At 58.3% G+C, this 18,698-nt stretch carries 18 protein-coding genes and 2 pseudogenes; 5 read left to right on the plus strand and 15 right to left on the minus strand.

What is annotated here, in order from left to right:
* Nucleotides 1–53: 53 nt before the first annotated feature.
* Both DMO26_RS30555 and DMO26_RS30560 read right to left on the minus strand, forming a co-directional pair.
* Nucleotides 54–2,159, minus strand: coding sequence for a conjugal transfer protein TraA (locus DMO26_RS30555; RefSeq protein ID WP_162895129.1), 2,106 nt, complete (start codon nt 2,157–2,159; stop codon nt 54–56).
* Nucleotides 2,160–2,371: 212 nt separating this feature from the next.
* Nucleotides 2,372–2,779: a plasmid mobilization protein gene (locus tag DMO26_RS30560; RefSeq protein WP_117196083.1), complete on the minus strand. Its 408-nt coding sequence runs from the start codon at nt 2,777–2,779 to the stop codon at nt 2,372–2,374.
* Nucleotides 2,780–3,241: 462 nt separating this feature from the next.
* On the opposite strand from DMO26_RS30560, the gene DMO26_RS30565 reads away from it, so the two are divergent.
* The gene (locus DMO26_RS30565) at nt 3,242–3,952 is read left to right on the plus strand and encodes a ParA family protein (protein ID WP_117196084.1); all 711 of its coding nucleotides are present in this window, start codon (nt 3,242–3,244) and stop codon (nt 3,950–3,952) included.
* Nucleotides 3,949–4,356, plus strand: coding sequence for a hypothetical protein (locus DMO26_RS34605; RefSeq protein WP_117196085.1), 408 nt, complete (start codon nt 3,949–3,951; stop codon nt 4,354–4,356). Before DMO26_RS30565 ends, DMO26_RS34605 begins: the two co-directional genes overlap by 4 nt.
* Nucleotides 4,357–4,364: 8 nt before the next feature.
* Here the strand turns inward: DMO26_RS34605 and DMO26_RS33955 are convergent, their stop codons facing one another.
* The gene (locus DMO26_RS33955; RefSeq protein WP_162895130.1) at nt 4,365–4,523 is read right to left on the minus strand and encodes a hypothetical protein; all 159 of its coding nucleotides are present in this window, start codon (nt 4,521–4,523) and stop codon (nt 4,365–4,367) included.
* Nucleotides 4,524–4,798: 275 nt separating this feature from the next.
* On the opposite strand from DMO26_RS33955, the gene DMO26_RS30575 reads away from it, so the two are divergent.
* Nucleotides 4,799–6,001 (plus strand): DUF1173 domain-containing protein, encoded by a 1,203-nt coding sequence (locus tag DMO26_RS30575; RefSeq protein ID WP_117196086.1) that lies wholly within the window; start codon nt 4,799–4,801, stop codon nt 5,999–6,001.
* 17 nt (nt 6,002–6,018) lie between these two features.
* Here the strand turns inward: DMO26_RS30575 and DMO26_RS30580 are convergent, their stop codons facing one another.
* On the minus strand, nt 6,019–6,240 hold the full coding sequence (locus DMO26_RS30580) for a hypothetical protein (protein ID WP_117196087.1): 222 nt from the start codon (nt 6,238–6,240) through the stop codon (nt 6,019–6,021).
* A gap of 348 nt (nt 6,241–6,588) precedes the next feature.
* Between DMO26_RS30580 and DMO26_RS30585 the strand changes: the two genes are divergently transcribed.
* Together DMO26_RS30585 and DMO26_RS30590 are read left to right on the plus strand one after the other, a co-directional pair.
* Nucleotides 6,589–6,891, plus strand: a complete 303-nt coding sequence (locus tag DMO26_RS30585; RefSeq protein WP_117196088.1) for a WGR domain-containing protein — start codon at nt 6,589–6,591, stop codon at nt 6,889–6,891.
* Between the two features lie 55 nt (nt 6,892–6,946).
* Nucleotides 6,947–7,225: an HU family DNA-binding protein gene (locus DMO26_RS30590; protein WP_117196089.1), complete on the plus strand. Its 279-nt coding sequence runs from the start codon at nt 6,947–6,949 to the stop codon at nt 7,223–7,225.
* Nucleotides 7,226–7,291: 66 nt separating this feature from the next.
* Here DMO26_RS30590 and DMO26_RS35010 read toward each other — a convergent pair.
* The 11 genes and pseudogenes from DMO26_RS35010 to DMO26_RS30650 all read right to left on the minus strand — a co-directional run.
* A pseudogene (locus DMO26_RS35010) lies at nt 7,292–7,620 on the minus strand (hypothetical protein).
* Nucleotides 7,621–7,674: 54 nt separating this feature from the next.
* Nucleotides 7,675–7,998 carry a DUF736 domain-containing protein gene (locus DMO26_RS30600; RefSeq protein WP_117196090.1) on the minus strand — a complete coding sequence of 108 codons (324 nt, stop codon included), beginning with the start codon at nt 7,996–7,998 and terminating at the stop codon, nt 7,675–7,677.
* A 484-nt stretch (nt 7,999–8,482) separates the two neighbouring features.
* On the minus strand, nt 8,483–9,109 hold the full coding sequence (locus tag DMO26_RS30605; protein WP_117196091.1) for a plasmid pRiA4b ORF-3 family protein: 627 nt from the start codon (nt 9,107–9,109) through the stop codon (nt 8,483–8,485).
* A gap of 61 nt (nt 9,110–9,170) precedes the next feature.
* Nucleotides 9,171–9,686 (minus strand): GNAT family N-acetyltransferase, encoded by a 516-nt coding sequence (locus tag DMO26_RS30610; RefSeq protein WP_117196092.1) that lies wholly within the window; start codon nt 9,684–9,686, stop codon nt 9,171–9,173.
* 3 nt (nt 9,687–9,689) lie between these two features.
* Nucleotides 9,690–9,974, minus strand: coding sequence for a type II toxin-antitoxin system TacA family antitoxin (locus DMO26_RS30615; protein WP_117196093.1), 285 nt, complete (start codon nt 9,972–9,974; stop codon nt 9,690–9,692).
* A gap of 93 nt (nt 9,975–10,067) precedes the next feature.
* The gene (locus DMO26_RS30620; RefSeq protein WP_117196094.1) at nt 10,068–11,006 is read right to left on the minus strand and encodes a DUF2493 domain-containing protein; all 939 of its coding nucleotides are present in this window, start codon (nt 11,004–11,006) and stop codon (nt 10,068–10,070) included.
* 452 nt (nt 11,007–11,458) lie between these two features.
* Nucleotides 11,459–13,324, minus strand: a pseudogene (locus DMO26_RS30630) (ParB/RepB/Spo0J family partition protein); the annotation flags it as partial.
* Between the two features lie 425 nt (nt 13,325–13,749).
* Nucleotides 13,750–14,964 carry a plasmid replication protein RepC gene (gene repC, locus DMO26_RS30635; protein ID WP_117196096.1) on the minus strand — a complete coding sequence of 405 codons (1,215 nt, stop codon included), beginning with the start codon at nt 14,962–14,964 and terminating at the stop codon, nt 13,750–13,752.
* A 156-nt stretch (nt 14,965–15,120) separates the two neighbouring features.
* The gene (gene repB / locus DMO26_RS30640) at nt 15,121–16,095 is read right to left on the minus strand and encodes a plasmid partitioning protein RepB (protein WP_117196097.1); all 975 of its coding nucleotides are present in this window, start codon (nt 16,093–16,095) and stop codon (nt 15,121–15,123) included.
* Nucleotides 16,092–17,327 (minus strand): plasmid partitioning protein RepA, encoded by a 1,236-nt coding sequence (gene repA / locus DMO26_RS30645; protein WP_117196098.1) that lies wholly within the window; start codon nt 17,325–17,327, stop codon nt 16,092–16,094. The genes repB and repA overlap by 4 nt, the downstream gene beginning before the upstream one ends.
* A gap of 367 nt (nt 17,328–17,694) precedes the next feature.
* On the minus strand, nt 17,695–18,698 hold a 1,004-nt coding region (locus DMO26_RS30650), incomplete at its 5' end, for a site-specific integrase (RefSeq protein WP_117196099.1).

An 18,698-nucleotide genomic window follows, 5' to 3' on the forward strand; every position in this document is an offset into this window, starting at 1 on the left:
TTATTATCGTTCTCTGGGGTGAATATTCGGCGGTCATCGCGCATGCTCTTATCCTATCGATCGTGATCGTCGCGGTCTCGTTCGGCGCGTTCATCCGCTTCGCGTTGTATCTCTTCCAAACGCGGCACGTGCTGTTTCGCGGGATCGGTACTGGTGGTATCGCCGCCTGCCCTGCCGTCAGTGCGCCGGTCCTGGTGACCATCGCCTTTGACCTCGATCTCGTCGCGATCAGCAGGCCGGGCAGTCGAGATGCGACCATCACCCTCGACGACCAAAGAATCCTTTCGCTTCTCTTCAACACGTTCGCTGCGACGCTCAGCAGCCTCGATTGCGGTCCGCAATTCTTCATCAACTTCGCTGATTTCGCGGACCATTCCATTTCCAGCCGCTCCAAGCTCGGCTGCGCGCGTCAATTCGTGTTGCAGGCTTGCCTGCAACGAAGCCTTGTTCGCCTGGATCTCGCCCACATCCGTCAGCTCGATCGCCTCTCGGAAATGCTCGACCTGAAGCATGATCTCATTCGCGGCCTCGACTACCTGCAAGCCATGTCGCGCGACGGCCGCATCCCACCGCTCATTCGCGTCGTCGCGGTTTTCTTTACCTCCACTGTTGCGATCTGAATCGTCATCGTGGCTCATCTCACTCTGTTCCATCATCTCGCGCCTCACATCCACATGCGCACGCGCGGCGGACACGATCTCATCGAAACTTTCTCGCTCGCCAGCCGGCACCGCTTTCTCGGCAGTAAAGAGCGCGGTTTCGACGCGCTTTTCGTAGGCTTCGAACTCTGATCGCGTCATAACACCCATATTATCGACCTCCACGACTTTCTGGATTGTAACTATTTCGGTCTGGAATTTCCAGTCCGAAACGTGCCTAGTTTCGCGTGTTGATGGTGATCTAGCGCCTTCGAAACCTGCTGATTCAATGCGAATTAGCTGATGTTCTGCGTGTTCTCGCAGAGATGTATCCTTATCAGCATGATTTAGTTTCGACCACTCAGCATAGACTATTTCAGTATATGATATGCTCTTTTGCGTTCGCGCTGCTGAGGGCGCTTCCTGTCGCTTGCGCGCATAGCGGTCTTGCGCAAGCTCAGAAGTGCCCTCGTGCTCGGTGCGCCCGGAACGATTGACGGGGCGGACCTGGTTGCGCCCATAGGACGGCGCGCTCGCGGTGTCTCGCCGGTCCGTCATTTCCATCGCTATCCCTTTGGCGCGCGCGTGTTCTGCCAAGGACTCGCGCCAACGTCGAAACGAGGCAATGCTCGTCTCAACTCGTTCGCCATCATCAGATCTCATGGCCACGACCGCATGGACATGCACATGTGGGCGTCGGCCGCCATCTTGTTCTGCCTTCGGGTCGTCAGAGGGATCGTGCACTGCGAAGACATATTTATGTCTGTTGAATTCGGCAGCTAAAAACTCCCTGGCTGCATCCCGAAACATCCCGACATCAGTGCCAGCCCGCGCCGACATGATCAGGTGCATGACGTCACGGGACTTACGGCTATGCAGTTGATCACGCCATTCCAGTTGAACGAGATCGCCCGCCTGCTTTGCATTGCCGATGAGTTTTCCAGCCTGGTCTTCGACACGGCCTGCTTGTTCCTCTACCAACCGACGCACACGACTGGTTCCGTATTCGACACCGTTCCCGTAACCGGTAAACCTGATGCGTGCTTCGGTGGCATTGGCCTCTTTCGACGTATCCAATCTTTGCTGGACGATTTCAGCGGCCTTGGCGTCAGCCGTCAGCCGCTCGCCGTTGCGATCACGCAGGACGACGACACCATTGATGCGATGACCATCCTCTGTCGGTGAGATAGCGAAAACGAATGATCGATCGCCAAAACCGGACCGCAGGATCTGGCGCGCGTGTTTCCTGTCGAGAGGCTCGTTGCGCCGAATATCCACTTGAAACAGCCCGATATCGCGGCTCTCGGCTCGACCACTCATCACATTCTGCCAATCCGTGGAAAGCGTGGAGATCTGGTCCCGCCCTCGTAGCTGCTGGCCGAGATGGTTTTCGAGTGCAATCTCGCCGCTGCGCGACACATAGTTCGCGAGTGCGCCAAGCCGTCCGGCCCCACCGAACGACGCAAGTTTGACGACAGCCGGTTGACTGCCTCGGGCGAGCGCGCGGAAACGGTCACCCATCCCGCGGGGTCGAGCTCCTCTCTGGACCTTGTATGCAGCCGCAAAACTTCCAAAGTGGATGCTTGCGCCGCCCGCACCGGACACATGGCTAACAACACCGCCCCTGCGCCGACGCTCCTCCTCTTCCGGGCTGGGCCCCCGCGTCCTCTCATGGAGCAGAACAGCCCTTCGCTGCTCCCAGTCTTTGGTGAATGCCCCGAAAAAGAATTCCACTAGACCGCCCTCCGTCGCCTGATCGAGGCTCGAGGCGCAAGCCTGCCGGTTTCAATGCCAAGTCCGGCAAGACCCAGACGGAGCTCACCAAGCTGCTCGACGATCTCGGGCTCCTCCAAAATTCCCCGGTGCGCCAGGCGAAGTAGACCATTCAGGTTGATACCGATGCGTCGCAACTCCTCTCGGAGATAGGCAAAGATCACGCGGTCGTCTTCATTCAGAAACGGCTCGACGCCTGCGCCTTCAAGGGACAAAGAGCGCATGAATTGCGAGATCGTTAGCCCGGCTTGGTCAGCTGCCGAGATCACCGCTTCCATCTCCGATGGCGAAAACCGCACATTGACGATGCGTGATCTGGCCTGTCCTGCTCGCCGGGCTCGTTGCGGTTCCTGAAATGCTTTCGCCATTCTGGTTGCCTCTTTCAGGCTGCGCCGCAGGCGCCATCGACGGCCTGTCCGTCGATCGTCAGCAATTTGTGTTACAAAATTGCATATCCTGCCAAACCAATATAGACTGATTTAGTCTCTAGTTGCAACATCGGATTTCCGAATATCATCGCTACCACACGACCACACGTCCCCATTCCATCGACACACGACATGGCCACACGACCGAATCGTGCGACAGTCCGATACCGAAACATCTCTCGGAACTATAACAGCATTGCATTGCTTTATCGCATGTTTGCTCGGTATGGACGATTTGCCCAAGGATATGGAGGCAGCTTACCGCCCTATGCTAGCACGATGCCATTTGGGCGATCTGCCACATAATGCGGCGATCAGATCCAGTGCTGGACGCCAGACAATTTAAGACTATTATAGTCTCAATCGAAACAAGCGGCCGCGGTCGCTCATTGAGAGGCAGCCATGTCACGAACCTATGCAGTGGTGAGCAACAAAGGTGGAGCGGGCAAAACGACACTCGCTACTTTGATAGCTGGCGAGTACGCACTTCAGAGCCAACGTGTTCTGTTAATCGATGCCGACAGCCGACAGAATCTCGCAGGCTGGTGGAAGCTTTGCCACGCCAAGGGAAACATCCCTGCCAACATAGAAGTGACCACGGCGGCAACCCAGCGGGCTGTCGGCGACGTCATCAAAAAGTGGACAGGCTCATTCGACCTCGTGATCATCGATGCCCCTGGCGTCGATAGCGTTCTTCAGAACACTGTCATCCGGGCGTCAGAGGTCGTGATCTCGCCGGTCCAGCCTGGCATCAAGGAAATCGAAGCGGCGGGCCAGACCGTTGCAGAGGTAAACGATGTCAACGATCAATACGGCTTGTCGGTGATCCATATGAACGTACGCACTCGGATCACATTGCCGGGGCGCAACCTCGAAGCCTATCGCTACATCCGACCCTTTGTCGCCGGTCTGAGGGATGCGAACTACAAAACCGTGCTGCTTGAGACCGAGCTGTTCGAGCGCAACATCTACCGAGAAATCCAGAATGGACTTGGGACGCTGCAAATGCAGGAGCTGACGGACTCGGTTCGAAAAGCCCGTGTCGAGGTGAATGCCCTTGTCGCGGAGATCGAAGCGCGCCGGAGCGGCGACGCCGTCGAGGCTGCCGCATGACGAAGAGCAATATCGACTTCGCCCAGTTTGCACTTGCACCCCGTCGTCCCCAAGGCGAGGCGACGCCGGTGGTGGAAGACGCTCCTTCTATATCCTCCGATGCACCTGAGATCGTCCCTGTCCCTCAGAATCGCGACGACCAATCTGCACCGCTTCTGCAGCGTCTTTCGGATGGGGAACGCCATCAACGGCGCGCAACGCGGGCGGCCGAACAGGAGGAGACACGCAGAAAGCTCAAGAACCTGAAGCGGGCCAAAGAGCGCAATATCCGCTTTTACGTCAACGTGCCGCTCGAACAGGACGTCAAGAACAGGCTGATGCGCGCCGCGCATGAAAACGACGTGCATATGACCATCATCATGCAGGCCGCCATCGACACCTATCTGAAGGATAACGGTTATTGACGGCCGCCTCAGAAGGGCGGCTCGGCTTCGATCGTGCCGTCGATCTCGGCCATGATGATGGCGAGCTCGGCGTGAGCGATCTCGAGCTCGGCTTCGATCTGGCGGCGCTCCTCGATCGTGGAGGCATTGGCGGCCTCCATTCGCAGTTCTTCGATTGCTATCGTCATCGTCGTCTCCTTGACGTGTGTGAGAGATGACGGCGGCACGCAGGGCGGGGAAAGACAGGTCAAGGCTCGTGGGAACACGACCGGCAGAGCCGGCGCGCGGAGGAACCGAATTTGTCGGAACGAAGTGAAACGCAGTGGAGAAAAATTTGGAGGGGCCGCGTGGCCTTGAGCTGGCTTTGCCCGTCCGGCACAATCGGCCGATCTGAACAGACAGGTTTAGCTCTCGTGTGGCACCCCTCGCCACCCTCTCCCCAAATTCGGCATGGGTGGACGGCATGAGGCGTTACCTGCTCGATGGCACTATCTGCGACGAGAGCGGGGAAGGCTTTCGGGAACTTCTGAGCCAAGCCTATCGCGAGAAAGTTCGCCCGCTCTGCCTGTGTTGTGAGCCCGCAGTCCCGATGTATATTGCCGACATCGGCGATCAGCTGGTGATCAAGCGTATGCCGCTCACCGGCGGCAAGCACGATCCGGCCTGCCCTTCCTATGAGCCGCCCTATGAGCTGTCTGGCCTTGGGCCTTTGATGGGTGGCGCCATCAAGCTCGATCCCGTTGCTGGCACAGCGTCGTTAAAGTTCGATTTTTCGCTGTCGAAGCGGGGGCCAGTCTCCAGGTTGGACGGTGAAACGGCCCAGACAGACAGCGTCCGTAACAATAGCAAGAAGCTATCCCTGCGCGGGCTCCTGCACTTCCTCTGGCATGAGAGCGGGCTGACGGAATGGACCGCCCATTGGTCCGGCAAGCGACATTGGTGGCAGGTCTATCATCACCTGAGCGAAGCCGCCCGGCTGATGGAGGTCCGCGGCGAGGCTCTGGCCGAGAGGCTGTTCATCCCGGAACCGTTTCGCGTCGATGACAAGGCTGCGATCGAACAGAGGCGGGCGCAGAAGCTCGGGCCTCTTTTCCTGGCGGCGAGCGGCACGAAAAGGCTGATGGTGCTGGTTGGGGAAATCAAGGAGTTTGCGGACGCGCGCAATGGCCGGCAGATCGTCATCAAGCACATGCCCGGTTTCCGGCTCTATCTCGAAGAACCGGCCTGGCGCTCTCTCCAGCGACGGTTCGAGACCGAGCTGATGTTATGGCAGAGCGGGGACACATCGCATCTCATGGCGATCATGACGGTCGGCGGCACCTCCGCGGGGGTCGCCACCGTGAATGAGGTTGCACTCATGACGGTCACGGAGCATTGGCTGCCGATCGAGAATGCGTATGAACAACAGCTCGTCGAGCACGTTGCACGGCTGCGCATGAAGTCGGTGAAGGGGCTGCGATTCAATCTCGCCCGAGGCCAGCCGTTAGCAAATATCATCCTGCCCGAGGCGAAACCCCTGCCAATGGCGATGTATCTCGTGCCACCAGATGCAGGGGAGGGTTTTGAGGTCATGCTGGGGGAAATGAACGAGGCGCGGCCCGATCTGGCGTCGTGGATCTGGCGCGTCAGCGACGGCGATATGCCATCCTTGCCGCCACCGCGGTGACGACGGCCGGACGGGCTCTAGTCCTCGGTCGTGTCGTCAAGCAGACCGTCATAGACCTCGAGCAGCGCGTTGGTGATCGCCTGCCCGAGCGCATTGCCGGCGACGCGGACGTCGTCTTCCGAGCCGTCGCGGGCGGACCTCGCCAGCTCGAACCCCTGTTCGCTGACGATCTGCTTGGCAAGCTCGATCGCCCATAACCCGAAGTCGCCGCGGTTATCGATCGTAATTGCGTCTTCCATCCCTGGCCTCCTATCAGTTCGGCGACGATCTAACGCTTCCTGAACCAAATGACCAGCATCCGACGCCGCATCCTGGCGACGGCTTTCGAGCTGGCAGCCAACGTCGTGCGCCCTGTTCTTTGATGGACTCGAGACAATCAATGATCCTCTGTGAGAGGATCGTCACCCGAAGGGGCGAAACCGCTTGGCGGGTTCGGTGCGCATGCGCATAGAGCCGTGCGGCAAAGCCGCCCCGCCCGGAATCATAATTTCGGGGTCGGCGACCCATTACAATCATGAATCGAAGTCTGCCGACCGATTCAAAACAGTCGTTGGACGGGATCCGTCGAACGCGCGATTCTCCGCCTCATGTTGCTATATCCATTTCATCTCTACTGTCAGCGCGTCGATCCCGCCCGGAACATGGCGCGCTATTACGTTCTCGCGATTGAGCCGACACTGTTCGGCGAAGCGGCGGTCGTGCGCCGTTGGGGCAGGATCGGATCACGCGGTGAGGAAAAAAGCGAGGTCTTCGCAACGGAGCGCGAGGCAGCAATCCACTTTCTGGCAATGCTCCGTCGAAAGCGGCAGAAGGGCTACACACCAGTCAGATCGGACGAGAAGCTGTGGAAATCGGAGCTTTTGTCCAAACAGTGTTCACCGTGTCGATGACAGACCATCCTTGCCCTGTCAGGGATTCCTGATCAATTCTGACGCGGAGACCAAGATGACAACCACCAATGAAATCGCCGATAAGCTTGCGGCGGACCATGGCCTCACCAAGGCACAGGGCAAGGCGATCGTCGAGGCAGTGATTGCCTCGATTACCGAGGCCGCCGTCGCCGGTAACGAGACAAGCCTACCCGGCTTCGGCAAGTTCAAGGTCAAGCACACGCCGGAACGTGAAGCCCGCAATCCCGGAACCGGGGCGACCATCAAGGTTCCCGCTGCCAAGAAGCTGGCCTTCACACCGGCCAAGGCCTTGAAGGATGCGCTGAACAAGTAATCTCGTTGGGCAAGCAAAAAAATAGCCCGGCAGCCGTGCCGGACTATTTTGGTTTTCGGGCACATGTCAGCGGGCGGATGTCCGCTCAAGAAGATCCTGGAAGATCGTGTCGCTGACCGCGCGATGCGCTTCGCGGGCATGATCGTCCAGCAGCTTGTGAAGAATGCCGGATGCCAGGGGTATGAAGTCGAAACCACGGGCGATGGCTGCGGTCCGCAGTTGCTACAACGTTTCGAACTCTCGAACATCGATGCCAAGCCAGAGTCCAAGATCATCGCCACCCGCGGAAATGCCTGCAGGAAGAACGTCTGAAGCCGGCGGTCGGAACCGATGATGGCATCCGGGTCGGAGTGGCGGGATGCGGTCTTAGTAACGGTGATCGTATAGCGGCTCATGGCGGCCTCCTTGGAATGGGAGGCCGGCCCCGATTTTTGGGGCCGGCGCTCCGTTCAGGCCGGGTCGTTCCAGAGGATGACCTTGCGGTTGGCATCGCCGCCGGGTGCTGGTGCAACGTTGCCGAAGATGACGCCGATCTCGGGCGCTTCGAGTGTGACGGAGATGTATTCCTCGCCGGTCTGGCGGGAGATGCGGTTCCAGCCTGCGCCGATCTCGAAGCCGGTCTTGCGATGCAGGATGCGGTAGTCGGGGGCTTTCTCGCTCGTCTTGCTGGCGTTGGGGACGATAGCGATCGGCGCGTTGACCCGGATGGTGGCGAAGACGCCTTCGAACGTGCCATCGGTCTTCTGGGTGAGGGATGCGATCGTGGTTGCCATGTCAGTTACTCCTTCGGTTGCTCGGGACCATTCCCGATGGCGCCCGAAGAAGGGGCCGAGCCGCAGGCGTCACCGAAGCAAAGCGAAGGGGAACCCCCTTGCGGGGTTGACGCTGATTGCGGCCGGTCCCTTAGAAAGGCGACATAAAGAACGGGAATGGTCTTGAAGCAGCCGGGGCGGTGAAGTCAGGCAAATCCGTTCGCATCACGGCCACGTCAAGTCACAGCCCGATTTGGCAGTTAAGATCACCTAACGGCTATGGAGCGTGGACCCCTACGACGCCTGAGCATGCTGAGCGGTCATGAAATCTCGATCCACCAAACCTCAAATCTCGTCTGGCTTCCGATCGCGGCGGGGTTCGTCGACGTCAACGGCAGGCCGAAAGTCATCATTGTCACGCACCAGTCGGTATGCCCGATTTACGGTCGCAGGTAGCAATACGTGCCGCTCCGACATGTGAGCGCAATTCCAACCAGCACGAACCTCAATTTTTCGGAGATGCCGTCTTGGGCCTTGGTTGATACAGCCGGCGTTTGGCATTCGAACGCAAAGCGTTGCGAACGTCCTTGTCGACGATATCGATGTCAAACCACTCGGGGTCGAACTGGCCTCCGCACCATCGCTTCGTGTCGGCATGTTCCGGATCATTCCGATCGGCCATGATTTCCAGAAACCGCTCATATCCAGGAACACCACCAACGTCTTCAGGTGGCCTTGCTCGTGCACCTGCAATGCAGGCGCCGTGTTTCGGAGCGACATCGAGCGAAAGAAATTCCTCTACCATCACTGTGTGGCGCCAACTGTCTCCGAAATCGTAGTGATATGTGAATCGGGCGCCATATTCGAAATCCCGCAGCAGGACGTCCCTGAAATCGAAGACACGGGAATCGCCCTCGAATGCATCCTCCATCAACAGTTTGACGTCGCCGTATCGCAATCCGCCGACCCTGAATTCATACAGATGGTAGTTCCACCAATTGAAGGCAGCCTGAATGGCGAGGTGCAGCTGCTCCAGGTTCCAGCTGGATGGCAGAACAATCCTCCGCCAGATCTCCGGCTCGATCTCGTCGATGGATACGCGAAGCTGAGCGGCGTTGATCGGTTTGAACATTTCATACCTTCGATTTCAACACGTGATCCTTTGCCTTCTGGCAGGGGAAGGATAATCGGCGTCACTGCGATCTTACACTCAACTCTAGCCAGCCACGAATATCAGACAAGGAGCGAACAAGAACCGACGGATTGTCTTTCGCGGGCGTGAAATCCCAACTCTGCCAATACCGTTCGGCTTCTTCATCGACTGCTCTGACCACCACTGCGCGGCCGCCGACGAGGTTGGCACCTGCGACACAGCGCTGGAACGCATCCTTGACCAGCGCCGTGCCAATTCCTCGTCCGCCGTAGTTGAGGTCCACTGCCAGCTGACCAATCAGCAAGCATGGGATCGGGTCTGGCGGCATGCCCGTGCGGATTTTACGGGTGGTCTGATTTGGTGCGATAACAGTTGGAGCCAATCCGTAATAGCCTACGACAACATCACCGTCGCAGATCACGAAGACACGGGTAAAACCATGTTGCTGATTGTTGCGGGAGAATTTGACCAACCAGGCATCCAGAGAGGGCTTTCCACAGGTAAAGCCCTCCAATCGATGCCGATCGGAGAGTAACTCGACTTTTGTGAAAGCCACGGATCAGTTTTCCCAAGGTGCCTTGCGCTGGAGGCGCTCGGTCACCTTGTCCGAGGGCGGTGTTGGGTCCGCTTCGATCACGGAAACGAAAGCCTCGAACGCATCCGGCGACAGACGGATGATGCTTTCGTTCAGGATCGCAGACTGTGCCTCGTGGACGGCGGCGCGGCGCATGAATTCCGTCCGCGACAATCCCGTCAATGCAGCGCCCCGGTCGATGATCGCAAGATCGTCGTCGCGGAAGCGCATGGAAACCGGCGTCTCTTTTCGGATCGATAATGCGGACATGAAGTTGGCCTGTTCAGATGATTTGGATGACAGAATGTAATGCAGAGCGCAGTACATTGCAAGTCTAGGAGATGAGAGGGATGGAGAAGTGCCTTACGCAACTCCTCCTGCCTGCCAGACCGGGATGCCCAGACGACGTGCCTTATCCACGAGATTGTCTGTGATGCCATTGCCCGGGAAGACGATCAGACCGGCGGGCATGACCGAGAGCATTTCGTCATTGCGTCGGAAGGGAGCGGCCTTGGCATGTTTCGTCCAGTTCGGCTTAAAGCTGATTTGGGTGATCTTGCGGGCCTCGGCCCAGCAGGCGGCGATGCGCTCGGCTCCCTTGGGCGATCCGCCATGCAGCAGAACCATGTCGAGGTGTTTGGCCTGGGCCTGGTCGAGCTTCGCCCAGATCCGCTCGTGATCGTTGAAATCCATGCCGCCGGCAAAGGCGATCTTGGTCCCGGCCGGAATGAGCACCTCGGTCTCGGCGCGTCGGCGCGCGGCTAAGAAATCGCGGCTATCGATCATCGCCGCCGTCATATTGGCGTGGCTGACCTTGGAGCCGGTACGCGGCCTCCAGGCCGATCCGGTCTGGGCTTCGAAGAGGTCGCTCGCATAGTCGCGCATGAACTCGAAACTGTTGCGGCGCTCCAGAAGCGTGATGCCCTCGGCGATCAGCCGTTCCAGCTCGACGCTTTTGACTTCGGAGCCGTCTTGCTCCCGCTGGCCAGAACGCTGCGCCTCCTCGTTGCGGTCGAGCTCGCGCTGGATCCGCTCGCCGCTGCGGTGGAAGAGATTGACGGTCGACCAGAGCAGGTCTTCGAGATCGGGTTCGAGACGGGTGTCTCCGAGCATTTCGAAGAGGGCGCTGAAGATGGCGGTAAGGCCGGCTTCGACCGCAGGCTCTTCGGGCAGCGGCCGTGGATCGGGCTCGTCCTGGAAAGGACGATGGCCGTGCAGTTGCATCTCGAAGATGACGCGGTCGGTGGGAGAGGATGCGTGGGAAGGCTCATTGCCGTCGTCCGGGGTCGAAAACAGGTCCATCGTGATCTCCATCGGTTGGGGCCGCGACTCTCGCGACCTGACGGCGATCCCTGTTCACGCGGGACCGGGCCGGAACCGCAAACGCAGTGCAGCGGCCCAGCGCAGCGCCGGGCGGCGGAGGGAGGGTTTGTTGATCCGCGAGGAATGCCGGCAGCACCGCGCCGGCAGGGGAAGAAACCCGACCGACCCGCTGAAGGCTTGAGGGCGCGCCTGGTAAGGGAAGCCTCTCGGCAGGTCCGCAGGCGTGCGCCATCGCACGGAGATTCTGGACCAAGCCAAGCCCCCTCGATGCGACGCAGGCTGCCTCCCCTCACCTCTTCCACTTCCGTTCAGCGGCACAGCAAAGACACAACCTCTTCGCTCGGGATCGGTTGGACGGACTGCTTGCCGCCGTCCATTCACGAAAGACACGGCGGAAAGCTTAGCCGACCGATGGCCTCGTTCGGCCCGAATAGATGGCCGATCAACTCCGCAGCCTGATCACCCTTGGCCTCCCGAACTGCCTGCAGGATTCTGGCCTTGGTGACACGGCCGAGATAGTTGTCAGCCGTCGGTGTCCAGCCGGCATCCACCATGTTGAAGCCGATCGATCGGGCGAGTTGATCGGCATGTGCGATCGCGCGGGTCCGCTTGTTCCATGGCTCGATCACCGCGTTGACCGACGACGCCGCGCAATGCGCAAGCAGCGCCCGCCGGCTGACCTCGTCGAGGGCGACAAGGAAGTCCCAGAGATCATTCGGATCCTTTGGCAGATCCTGACCCCACGCTTCATGGCGCTGATCGATCTCTTTCGCCCACACCGTTTCGCCAAGACCCGACGTCTGGCTGAAGCGGGCACTTTGCAGTGTGACCTCCAGGCATGAGTCTGATCCGTAGTAATAAAAGGTCTTCAGCACGAAGGCATGCAGGACTGCGATGAAAGCGATCACCGAATCGTTCGCCAGCGCATTGCGAAGCGCCACGGTTCGTGCGGCCGTCAGATCGAGAACAAGACGATCGGGAAGTGGTTTGATCACCTCGTCTTCGTCCTCGGTTTGAGCAGCGTCTCCGCCTGCCGCTTGAGACGAGGGCAGGAAGTTGCCCTCCCCGTCGCTGCTCTCATCGTCGTCGTCAGATAGATCGCTCTCGGCCCTCGGCTCGTCTTCTGGCCTCACAAAGCCACGCTCGATCTTGAGTTCACCACCGGCGCCGAGCGAGATGAAGACACCGCCGCGGGCGACCTCCTGTGGATCGAACACATATGGCCGGTCGTTGAGCCGGTCGAGCTCGGCACCAAGCTTCTCCAGCTTCTGTTCGGTCGCCTCCGAGTACTCGCTCGCCTCCGCATATTCTGCGTCGAGCTTGTCGTATTCGGCACGGGTGGCGTCATAGCGGGCCAGTTCGTCATCAGTCATTTCGGCCTGCTCGCCGTAGAAGCGACGCAGACCAGACGTGTGACCGTAGGGGAAGTCGAAGGCGGCTTCGACCCATTTCCAGCCTTCGCTCACCTGGATCGCCTCGGCGTCAGCCTTGAGCTTCTCCATCACGAGCTGCTCCAGCAGGGCTGGATCCTGCAGCCAGCCGCCCTGATCCTGGTCGAACAGGTCACGCATGGTCAAACCGCCCGCGGCCTCGTAGGCTTCGATGCCGACATAGACAGCGCGGCGGTCGCTGGCGCGGATCGCGGTCTCGGTCAGGAGCCGCCGGATGTAATAGGGCTCTCGGCTATGCGAGCGCGAGACCATATCCCAGACCTGCTCCTGGCGAACATGATCGTTGGTGATCGAGAAGGCCATGATCTGCTCGAGCGTCATCTCGTCCTCGGCATAAAGATCGAGGAGCCGCGGCGAGACGGAGGCCAGCCGCAGGCGCTGCTTCACGGTGGCAACCGAGACGAAGAAACGCACGGCGATCTCCTCCTCACCCAGCCCCTGCTCGCGCAAGGTCTGGAAAGCGCGGAACTGATCGAGCGGATGCAAGGATACGCGCTGGACGTTTTCGGCAAGGGAGTCCTCGACTTCGAGCGTTTCGCCCTTGCTGACGATGCAGGGAACGCCGGCGGTTTTGGCCAGTCGCTTCTGCGCGACCAGGCGCTCAAGCGCACGGTAACGGCGACCGCCGGCCGGGATGCGGTAGATGCCGGTCTCGTTGCCATCGTCATCGAGTTCCGGACGGACGTTGAGGCTGGTCAACAGCCCTCGATGGGCGATGTCTTCCGCCAGATCCTCAATCGAGATGCCCGCCTTGATCTTGCGGACGTTCTGCTGGCTGAGCACCAGCTTGTTGAAGGGAATATCCCGGGCTGCACTGAGGGTGATTTTGGATGTGGCCTGAGCCATGTCTTTCCTCCATGACGGACCGGCCGGAGCCTCTCTCCAACCCTCTCAATCCGTCACAAAGACTCCCTCACTCCTCTACCTCTGAGACTTCTCCGCCAGCAAACTACGCCAACCTCATTCGCCATTCTCGGCTGTCGCAGGTTATCGCGCGAGATGAATTGGACTCGTATCGAAAATAGTGGCTAATTCAATGTCTTACGGAGTAGGCCGCGGCCTACTCGCTCTACCCAAGCCTTCCGTCCAGCTTATACCCGTCGAACTCGGGCCGACGCATAACCTAAATCCCCCCACATCACTGCCATTGAAAAATTGGTATCTCCAACGGGACAACAAGCCGAAAGATGGAACTTGCTCAGTCTTTTGGTACGGCGTCGAAAACGCGATTTCCTTCAGAGCTTTGCTGAGTAGGCCGCGGCCTACTCAGATTACGCTTGCCTAGGATGCGCTATCCCACTTGCTTTGAGCAAGGCCATTAGCATCGGACCAAGCGAGAACTCATCGCGCCATGTCCGTCGAGTGAGATCTCTAAGATAGCCGCCAGCATTGTTGATAAAGCCGGCGCGTTCCAGAATGCAAGCTATCGCAACCGCCGCATTCTCCGGACCCATCACGTCGCACGCATCCTGGTAGGCTGACGGACTTACTCCAAGCGTCGATCGCACGACAACGGCAGCGGACATGAATTCACGCCAGCTCCCGATCGCCCCGCCTCGACCATAGTCCAAAATTCGCGGGCAGGCCCTCAGCACCATTCCTAACGGAAAAGCCTTCAGCTTGTCAGTTTCTCGCCTGATTATTCGGCTCGATCCTTCGCCCTGCTCTTTTCCGGAGCTAGGTTCAAATTCATTTAGGGATTTTGTATTTGAATTCTGTATGTGCTGCTCGATAAGATCGGCATTGCTGCTCTTATTTCCTACATTATCGTGCATATCCAAGAGATTGAGGATCTCGGCCTGCAGCATCTGCATTTCTTCAAGAACGGCCGTGACAGTCGCCATAGTGGGCGCCCTCGGGATCCTTGCTACAAGGCCTACATACATCTCTTCGATTTCATGCCAGTTCCCATCGGCCCCCTCTTCCATAGCTGCGCTGATGAGCTTTCGGACGTCGCGGCGGCAAATCGTCAAGTTTTCCTTAGCCTTTCGGAACGCGGCGCGATCGGCCTCGACCTGCTGTGCCATGAGGGCCAGTTCTTCCGCACGTGCGAGCAGTGGGGAAAGATCGAAGCCATAAGCAACATCGATTTCGCCCGCATTGTCCTTTCTGGCGTAGCGCTTTCCGTTGGGGCTATCTTTTCGCACAATCAAGCCTGCGTCCGCGAGTGCCGCTATGTGGCGGCGGAGCGCTGCTCCGGACATCCCGTGGGCACGCAAGGCAAGTTGAGCGTTTGATGGGAAGACGATCAAGTTCTCATCCTGGCGAAGTTCGTTGTTTGGATGGAACGTCAAGAGAGCATTAAGGACCGCTACGCTGTTTGAATGGATACTCAGCAGCTCGAACGCTGCGCATACATCGCGGTAGATTCTCCATTTATCAGCGGTTTTGCCCTTCTTGATTTCCGTGGAAGCCTGTTGCCATCGCACGAGCGCAAGGGTGATAGGCCGCCGCCCAAAAGGCGTCGTCACATTCCCCGTATTCATCTCTTTCACCTTTCAGAAGGCAAAAGAATATTGCTCACCAAAACGGTGCCAAAGACTCTTGACGAAGATTCCGGGAAATGCGAATCTGTAGTTGCTTAGACAACAGATTGGGCCTTCCGGAGCGGTAGCGTTTTGGGGGGCCTTTTCTTTTGCGGTTCAGTCTCCAGTTTTTAGTTTTTGTTTGGATCGGTATTCCTCGAACAGGCTGGGTACCTGTTCAAGGAGGAAGGATGCGAAATCCGGCGTCGCTCGTTTGTCGATGACAAGCTCAAGCTTCGCTTTGCTTTCCTTGATCTGCGCAAGCCGATCCCCAGCAGGTGCCGACATTACGTCAGGCAAAGAGCGGGCCGTGCGTTTCGATTTCATGAGCAGGATCGCCTTGAAACGTGCAGCGGACTCTAATCCCTGAACGTCCTTCGAAGTCGCGTAACGTGTTAAAACCTCTATATCCGACGCCTTTTCAACGAAGGCGGCCATATCGAGCCAGCTTCGGCGGCCGACGCCAGGCGCGCGGCCGATCGCGTCTACGATCGCTTCGGGTATCGTCTCTACGATCTGCAACATCTTCGACAAGTCAGCCTTATCCAGGGACATGGACGAAATGATCACGTCACGTGAAAACTGCTTGTGCAGTTGATGGGCAAAGCGAGCCTTCTCAATAAAGGTCAGATCCTCACGCTCATTGTTCTCCTGGCCTTGTGCGATGACCAGTTGCTCGTCAGTTAGGTCGCGTACAACTGCCTTGAGTTTTAGCCCGAGTTCGGAAACTGCGCGCAGCCGCCGATGCCCAAATGCTACCTGATAGCGACCAGGCGTATCGGGGTGAGGGCGGACAAGCACCGGGACCTGTTGGCCCTGTTCAGATATCCGAGCTTTGAGACCGGATATATCGCTATCCATGCGATCTCGCACGAAGGACGGATCAACGACATCGGTTTCCAGCTCGATAACACTTTGTCCCGCGGCAAGTATCTTTTCGAGTTCGTCGGCCCGCTGGCCACGAGAACTCAAATCGCCCAACGATTTGGTCACTGTTGCCAGAGCCTTCGGTTTCGATAATGCGCGAGGAGCTGGCGTCTGTCCGTTCTCCGCCGTCTCGCTAAGGTGCGCAAATATTCCTTTTCTACTCATGGGCGTCCCCAGACTTGTTTAATTAGGCTCTCGATCTCAGAGTTGACGTTGTTCATTGATTCAAGGGCACGATCATAAGTGGTACGCGTGAACTGTCCTCGCTCAACTTCATATAGTGTCTGATTGGTAAGACCCGCATCAGAGATCGCAGTACTTTTCAGCATCGAGTTCACCATGACATGTTCGTTAAACATGCTTCTCAGCAAAGCGACCATCTGGTTTTGCGGCCCGTCTGTCGGCTCAAATCGAGTAATGAGGAAGCGCATCCAGTTGTTTCGGTCCGCCGCTCCGACGCTTGCGATCTCGTCGAGCAAATCGCTCGTCATCGCCAAAAACTGGTTCATCGACATTACATCTAGCATCTGCGGATGGACAGTGATCACCAAAGACGTCGCAGCGGTCAACGCCGACATCGTGAGGAAACCAAGCTGAGGCGGGCAGTCGATTACGACGACGTCATAGTCATCCTCAACCTCACCAATCACGCTTTCGATACGCGCGAAGAAAATCGGTTCGTCCGACCGTCTGTTCATCAAAGCTTTTGGAGTGTCGTGTTCAAACTCCATCAGCTCGATATTGCCGGGAATCAGATTGAGACCCGGAATATATGTGTTTCGGATTACGTCGCGAACGGGTCTCCGTTCATCGTCATATCTGATCGCGCCATAGATCGTATCATTTTCGCCCACGTCCAATTCCGGCTGGGTACCAAAGAGCGCTGAGAGGCTTGCCTGCGGATCAAGATCGATCGCGAGTACGCGGTAGCCCCTTAACGCGAGATACTGGGCAAGATGTGCTGCGGTAGTCGTTTTGCCCGAACCGCCCTTGAAGTTCATGGCGGCAACTATCTGCAAGTCCTCGCCAGCCTTGCGGTTCTGTACATACCGACGAGCACCGCGGGATCCACGCGTGCTCTCGTCAAGTAGCTTACGCAACTGTGCTACGTCTTCGACGGTGTACACGCGTCGATTTCCAGGCCCGGTCGCCGGACTGAAATCGTTATCTGGCCGCGCCTCAAGCTCGGAGACAACGGTCCGGAGATAACCTTCGGCAAGACCGAGCAATTTTGCCACCTCAGACGGCGTGAAGGGACGAATGCTTTTCTTGGCAGTTGGCGGAAAAACCCTGGTCTGATGTGCCTGGAGTTGCGACGATAGCGTCTCAGATAGGCGTCGAATCACAGCCCTCAACGGTTCTGTTTCGGTTGGTGTGACTGACTTCATCTTCGCCATTCTCGGTGCCTCTAGCGTGACCTGCGCTAATTTGCGGCATGACCCGTCAAACTCCGCAGGTCTAATAAGACTTAGAAGATGCGAGTCGGCAAGCTTTTTAAAGTTAACAGAACCTTAACTGCCGCTCGAGGGTGTTGCGGGATCGACACCTCTGTATAGCAAAAGCCCACGAAATAGGGCGTTGTCATGCCTTCTGAATGAAAAACCTCCCACTCGAGAAAAGAGTCGAGAACTTACGATTGGCCACAGTTCGTGGGACCAAGCTTGTTTCGCGCGAATCATAATCGGATCAGGACGATGGTCCTGCCGGCGACGAACCTCTTAAACGGATGGAAAACCTGTCATCCTAGGGTCATCGACGGGCATGCTAAAGTCCTGAAGCCTTAGTCAGGTTCACACGGAAGCGATCGCGCCGACGTTGATACTTGCGGGTCATTTCCGCGGAAGCGTGGCCGAGCTGTTTTTGTACATAACGCTCGTCGACTTCGGCAGAGGAGGCGAGACCTGCGCGAAGGGAGTGACCAGAAAACTTTGAAGCCCGATCGGCCTCGCTGAGATCGCCACGAACGCCGGCGGCCATCGCAGCCCGTTTTACAAGCCGCGCCACTTCTTTGTCGTTCAATCGCTCCGACCCGACCGCTTTGCCTTGTCCCGTCACACGACGGAAGAGGGGGCCATATGCCAGTCTGGCGAACTTGATCCAAGTTTCGATTGCGGCGACAGGGCAAGTGGCGTCGGATGAGCCGCGGCCGATCTCCACCTCCCGCCAGCCGGTCTTGCCGCGCAGCGTCACCAGCAGCCCCTTGTCAAAAATCTCAATCCAACCGCGGCCGTCGTCCGTCTGGTCGCGGCCGAGATCGAGGCCGGTGATTTCGGAGCGGCGCAGACCGCCGGCAAAGCCGATCAGCAGCATCGCCCGGCCGCGCAGGCCGCGCAGGTTACCCCGGTCGAGGGTTTCCAGCATGGCGATGAGGTCCTCGGGGAGGATCGCTTCCTTCTGCCGCGGGGGCGCGGCGTGCTTGTTGCGGATACCGGCCATCACCGTGGCAATGGCGCGATCTTTGCGATTGAGCGGCATGCCACGCTGCGCGCAATTCCAACCGATCGCAGCGAGACGACGCTCGATGGTCGATACTGAATTAGGCGTCATGCCGGGCGTCGCGATGCCAACGGCACTGCCCGAAGCACAGGCGGTGATGTAGAGGCCAACCACCTGCGGATCCGGGGGGAGGGGAGACAGGTTTTGGCGGCGGCACCAGGCGGCAAAATGCTTCCAGTCGGCGGCATAAGCCCGCCGCGTGTTGGCGGAGGAGGCCGCTTCGACGTAACCACGCGCCCGATCGGCGAGGCTTTCGAGGTGCGCCGGCAAGG

It is taken from the genome of Rhizobium terrae (assembly GCF_003425685.1).
Taxonomy (GTDB): Bacteria; Pseudomonadota; Alphaproteobacteria; order Rhizobiales; family Rhizobiaceae; genus Neorhizobium; species Neorhizobium terrae.

Coding starts and splice junctions, on each gene's coding strand:
- DMO26_RS30560 (WP_117196083.1), bottom strand. CDS start 2,779: ATGGCGAAAGCATTTCAGGAACCGCAACGAGCCCGGCGAGCAGGACAG.
- DMO26_RS30575 (WP_117196086.1), top strand. CDS start 4,799: ATGAGGCGTTACCTGCTCGATGGCACTATCTGCGACGAGAGCGGGGAA.
- DMO26_RS33955 (WP_162895130.1), bottom strand. CDS start 4,523: ATGACGATAGCAATCGAAGAACTGCGAATGGAGGCCGCCAATGCCTCC.
- DMO26_RS30590 (WP_117196089.1), top strand. CDS start 6,947: ATGACAACCACCAATGAAATCGCCGATAAGCTTGCGGCGGACCATGGC.
- DMO26_RS30615 (WP_117196093.1), bottom strand. CDS start 9,974: ATGTCCGCATTATCGATCCGAAAAGAGACGCCGGTTTCCATGCGCTTC.
- DMO26_RS30580 (WP_117196087.1), bottom strand. CDS start 6,240: ATGGAAGACGCAATTACGATCGATAACCGCGGCGACTTCGGGTTATGG.
- DMO26_RS30620 (WP_117196094.1), bottom strand. CDS start 11,006: ATGGACCTGTTTTCGACCCCGGACGACGGCAATGAGCCTTCCCACGCA.
- DMO26_RS34605 (WP_117196085.1), top strand. CDS start 3,949: ATGACGAAGAGCAATATCGACTTCGCCCAGTTTGCACTTGCACCCCGT.
- DMO26_RS30555 (WP_162895129.1), bottom strand. CDS start 2,159: ATGGGTGACCGTTTCCGCGCGCTCGCCCGAGGCAGTCAACCGGCTGTC.
- repB (WP_117196097.1), bottom strand. CDS start 16,095: ATGAGTAGAAAAGGAATATTTGCGCACCTTAGCGAGACGGCGGAGAAC.
- DMO26_RS30565 (WP_117196084.1), top strand. CDS start 3,242: ATGTCACGAACCTATGCAGTGGTGAGCAACAAAGGTGGAGCGGGCAAA.
- repA (WP_117196098.1), bottom strand. CDS start 17,327: ATGGCGAAGATGAAGTCAGTCACACCAACCGAAACAGAACCGTTGAGG.
- DMO26_RS30600 (WP_117196090.1), bottom strand. CDS start 7,998: ATGGCAACCACGATCGCATCCCTCACCCAGAAGACCGATGGCACGTTC.
- DMO26_RS30605 (WP_117196091.1), bottom strand. CDS start 9,109: ATGTTCAAACCGATCAACGCCGCTCAGCTTCGCGTATCCATCGACGAG.
- DMO26_RS30585 (WP_117196088.1), top strand. CDS start 6,589: ATGTTGCTATATCCATTTCATCTCTACTGTCAGCGCGTCGATCCCGCC.
- repC (WP_117196096.1), bottom strand. CDS start 14,964: ATGAATACGGGGAATGTGACGACGCCTTTTGGGCGGCGGCCTATCACC.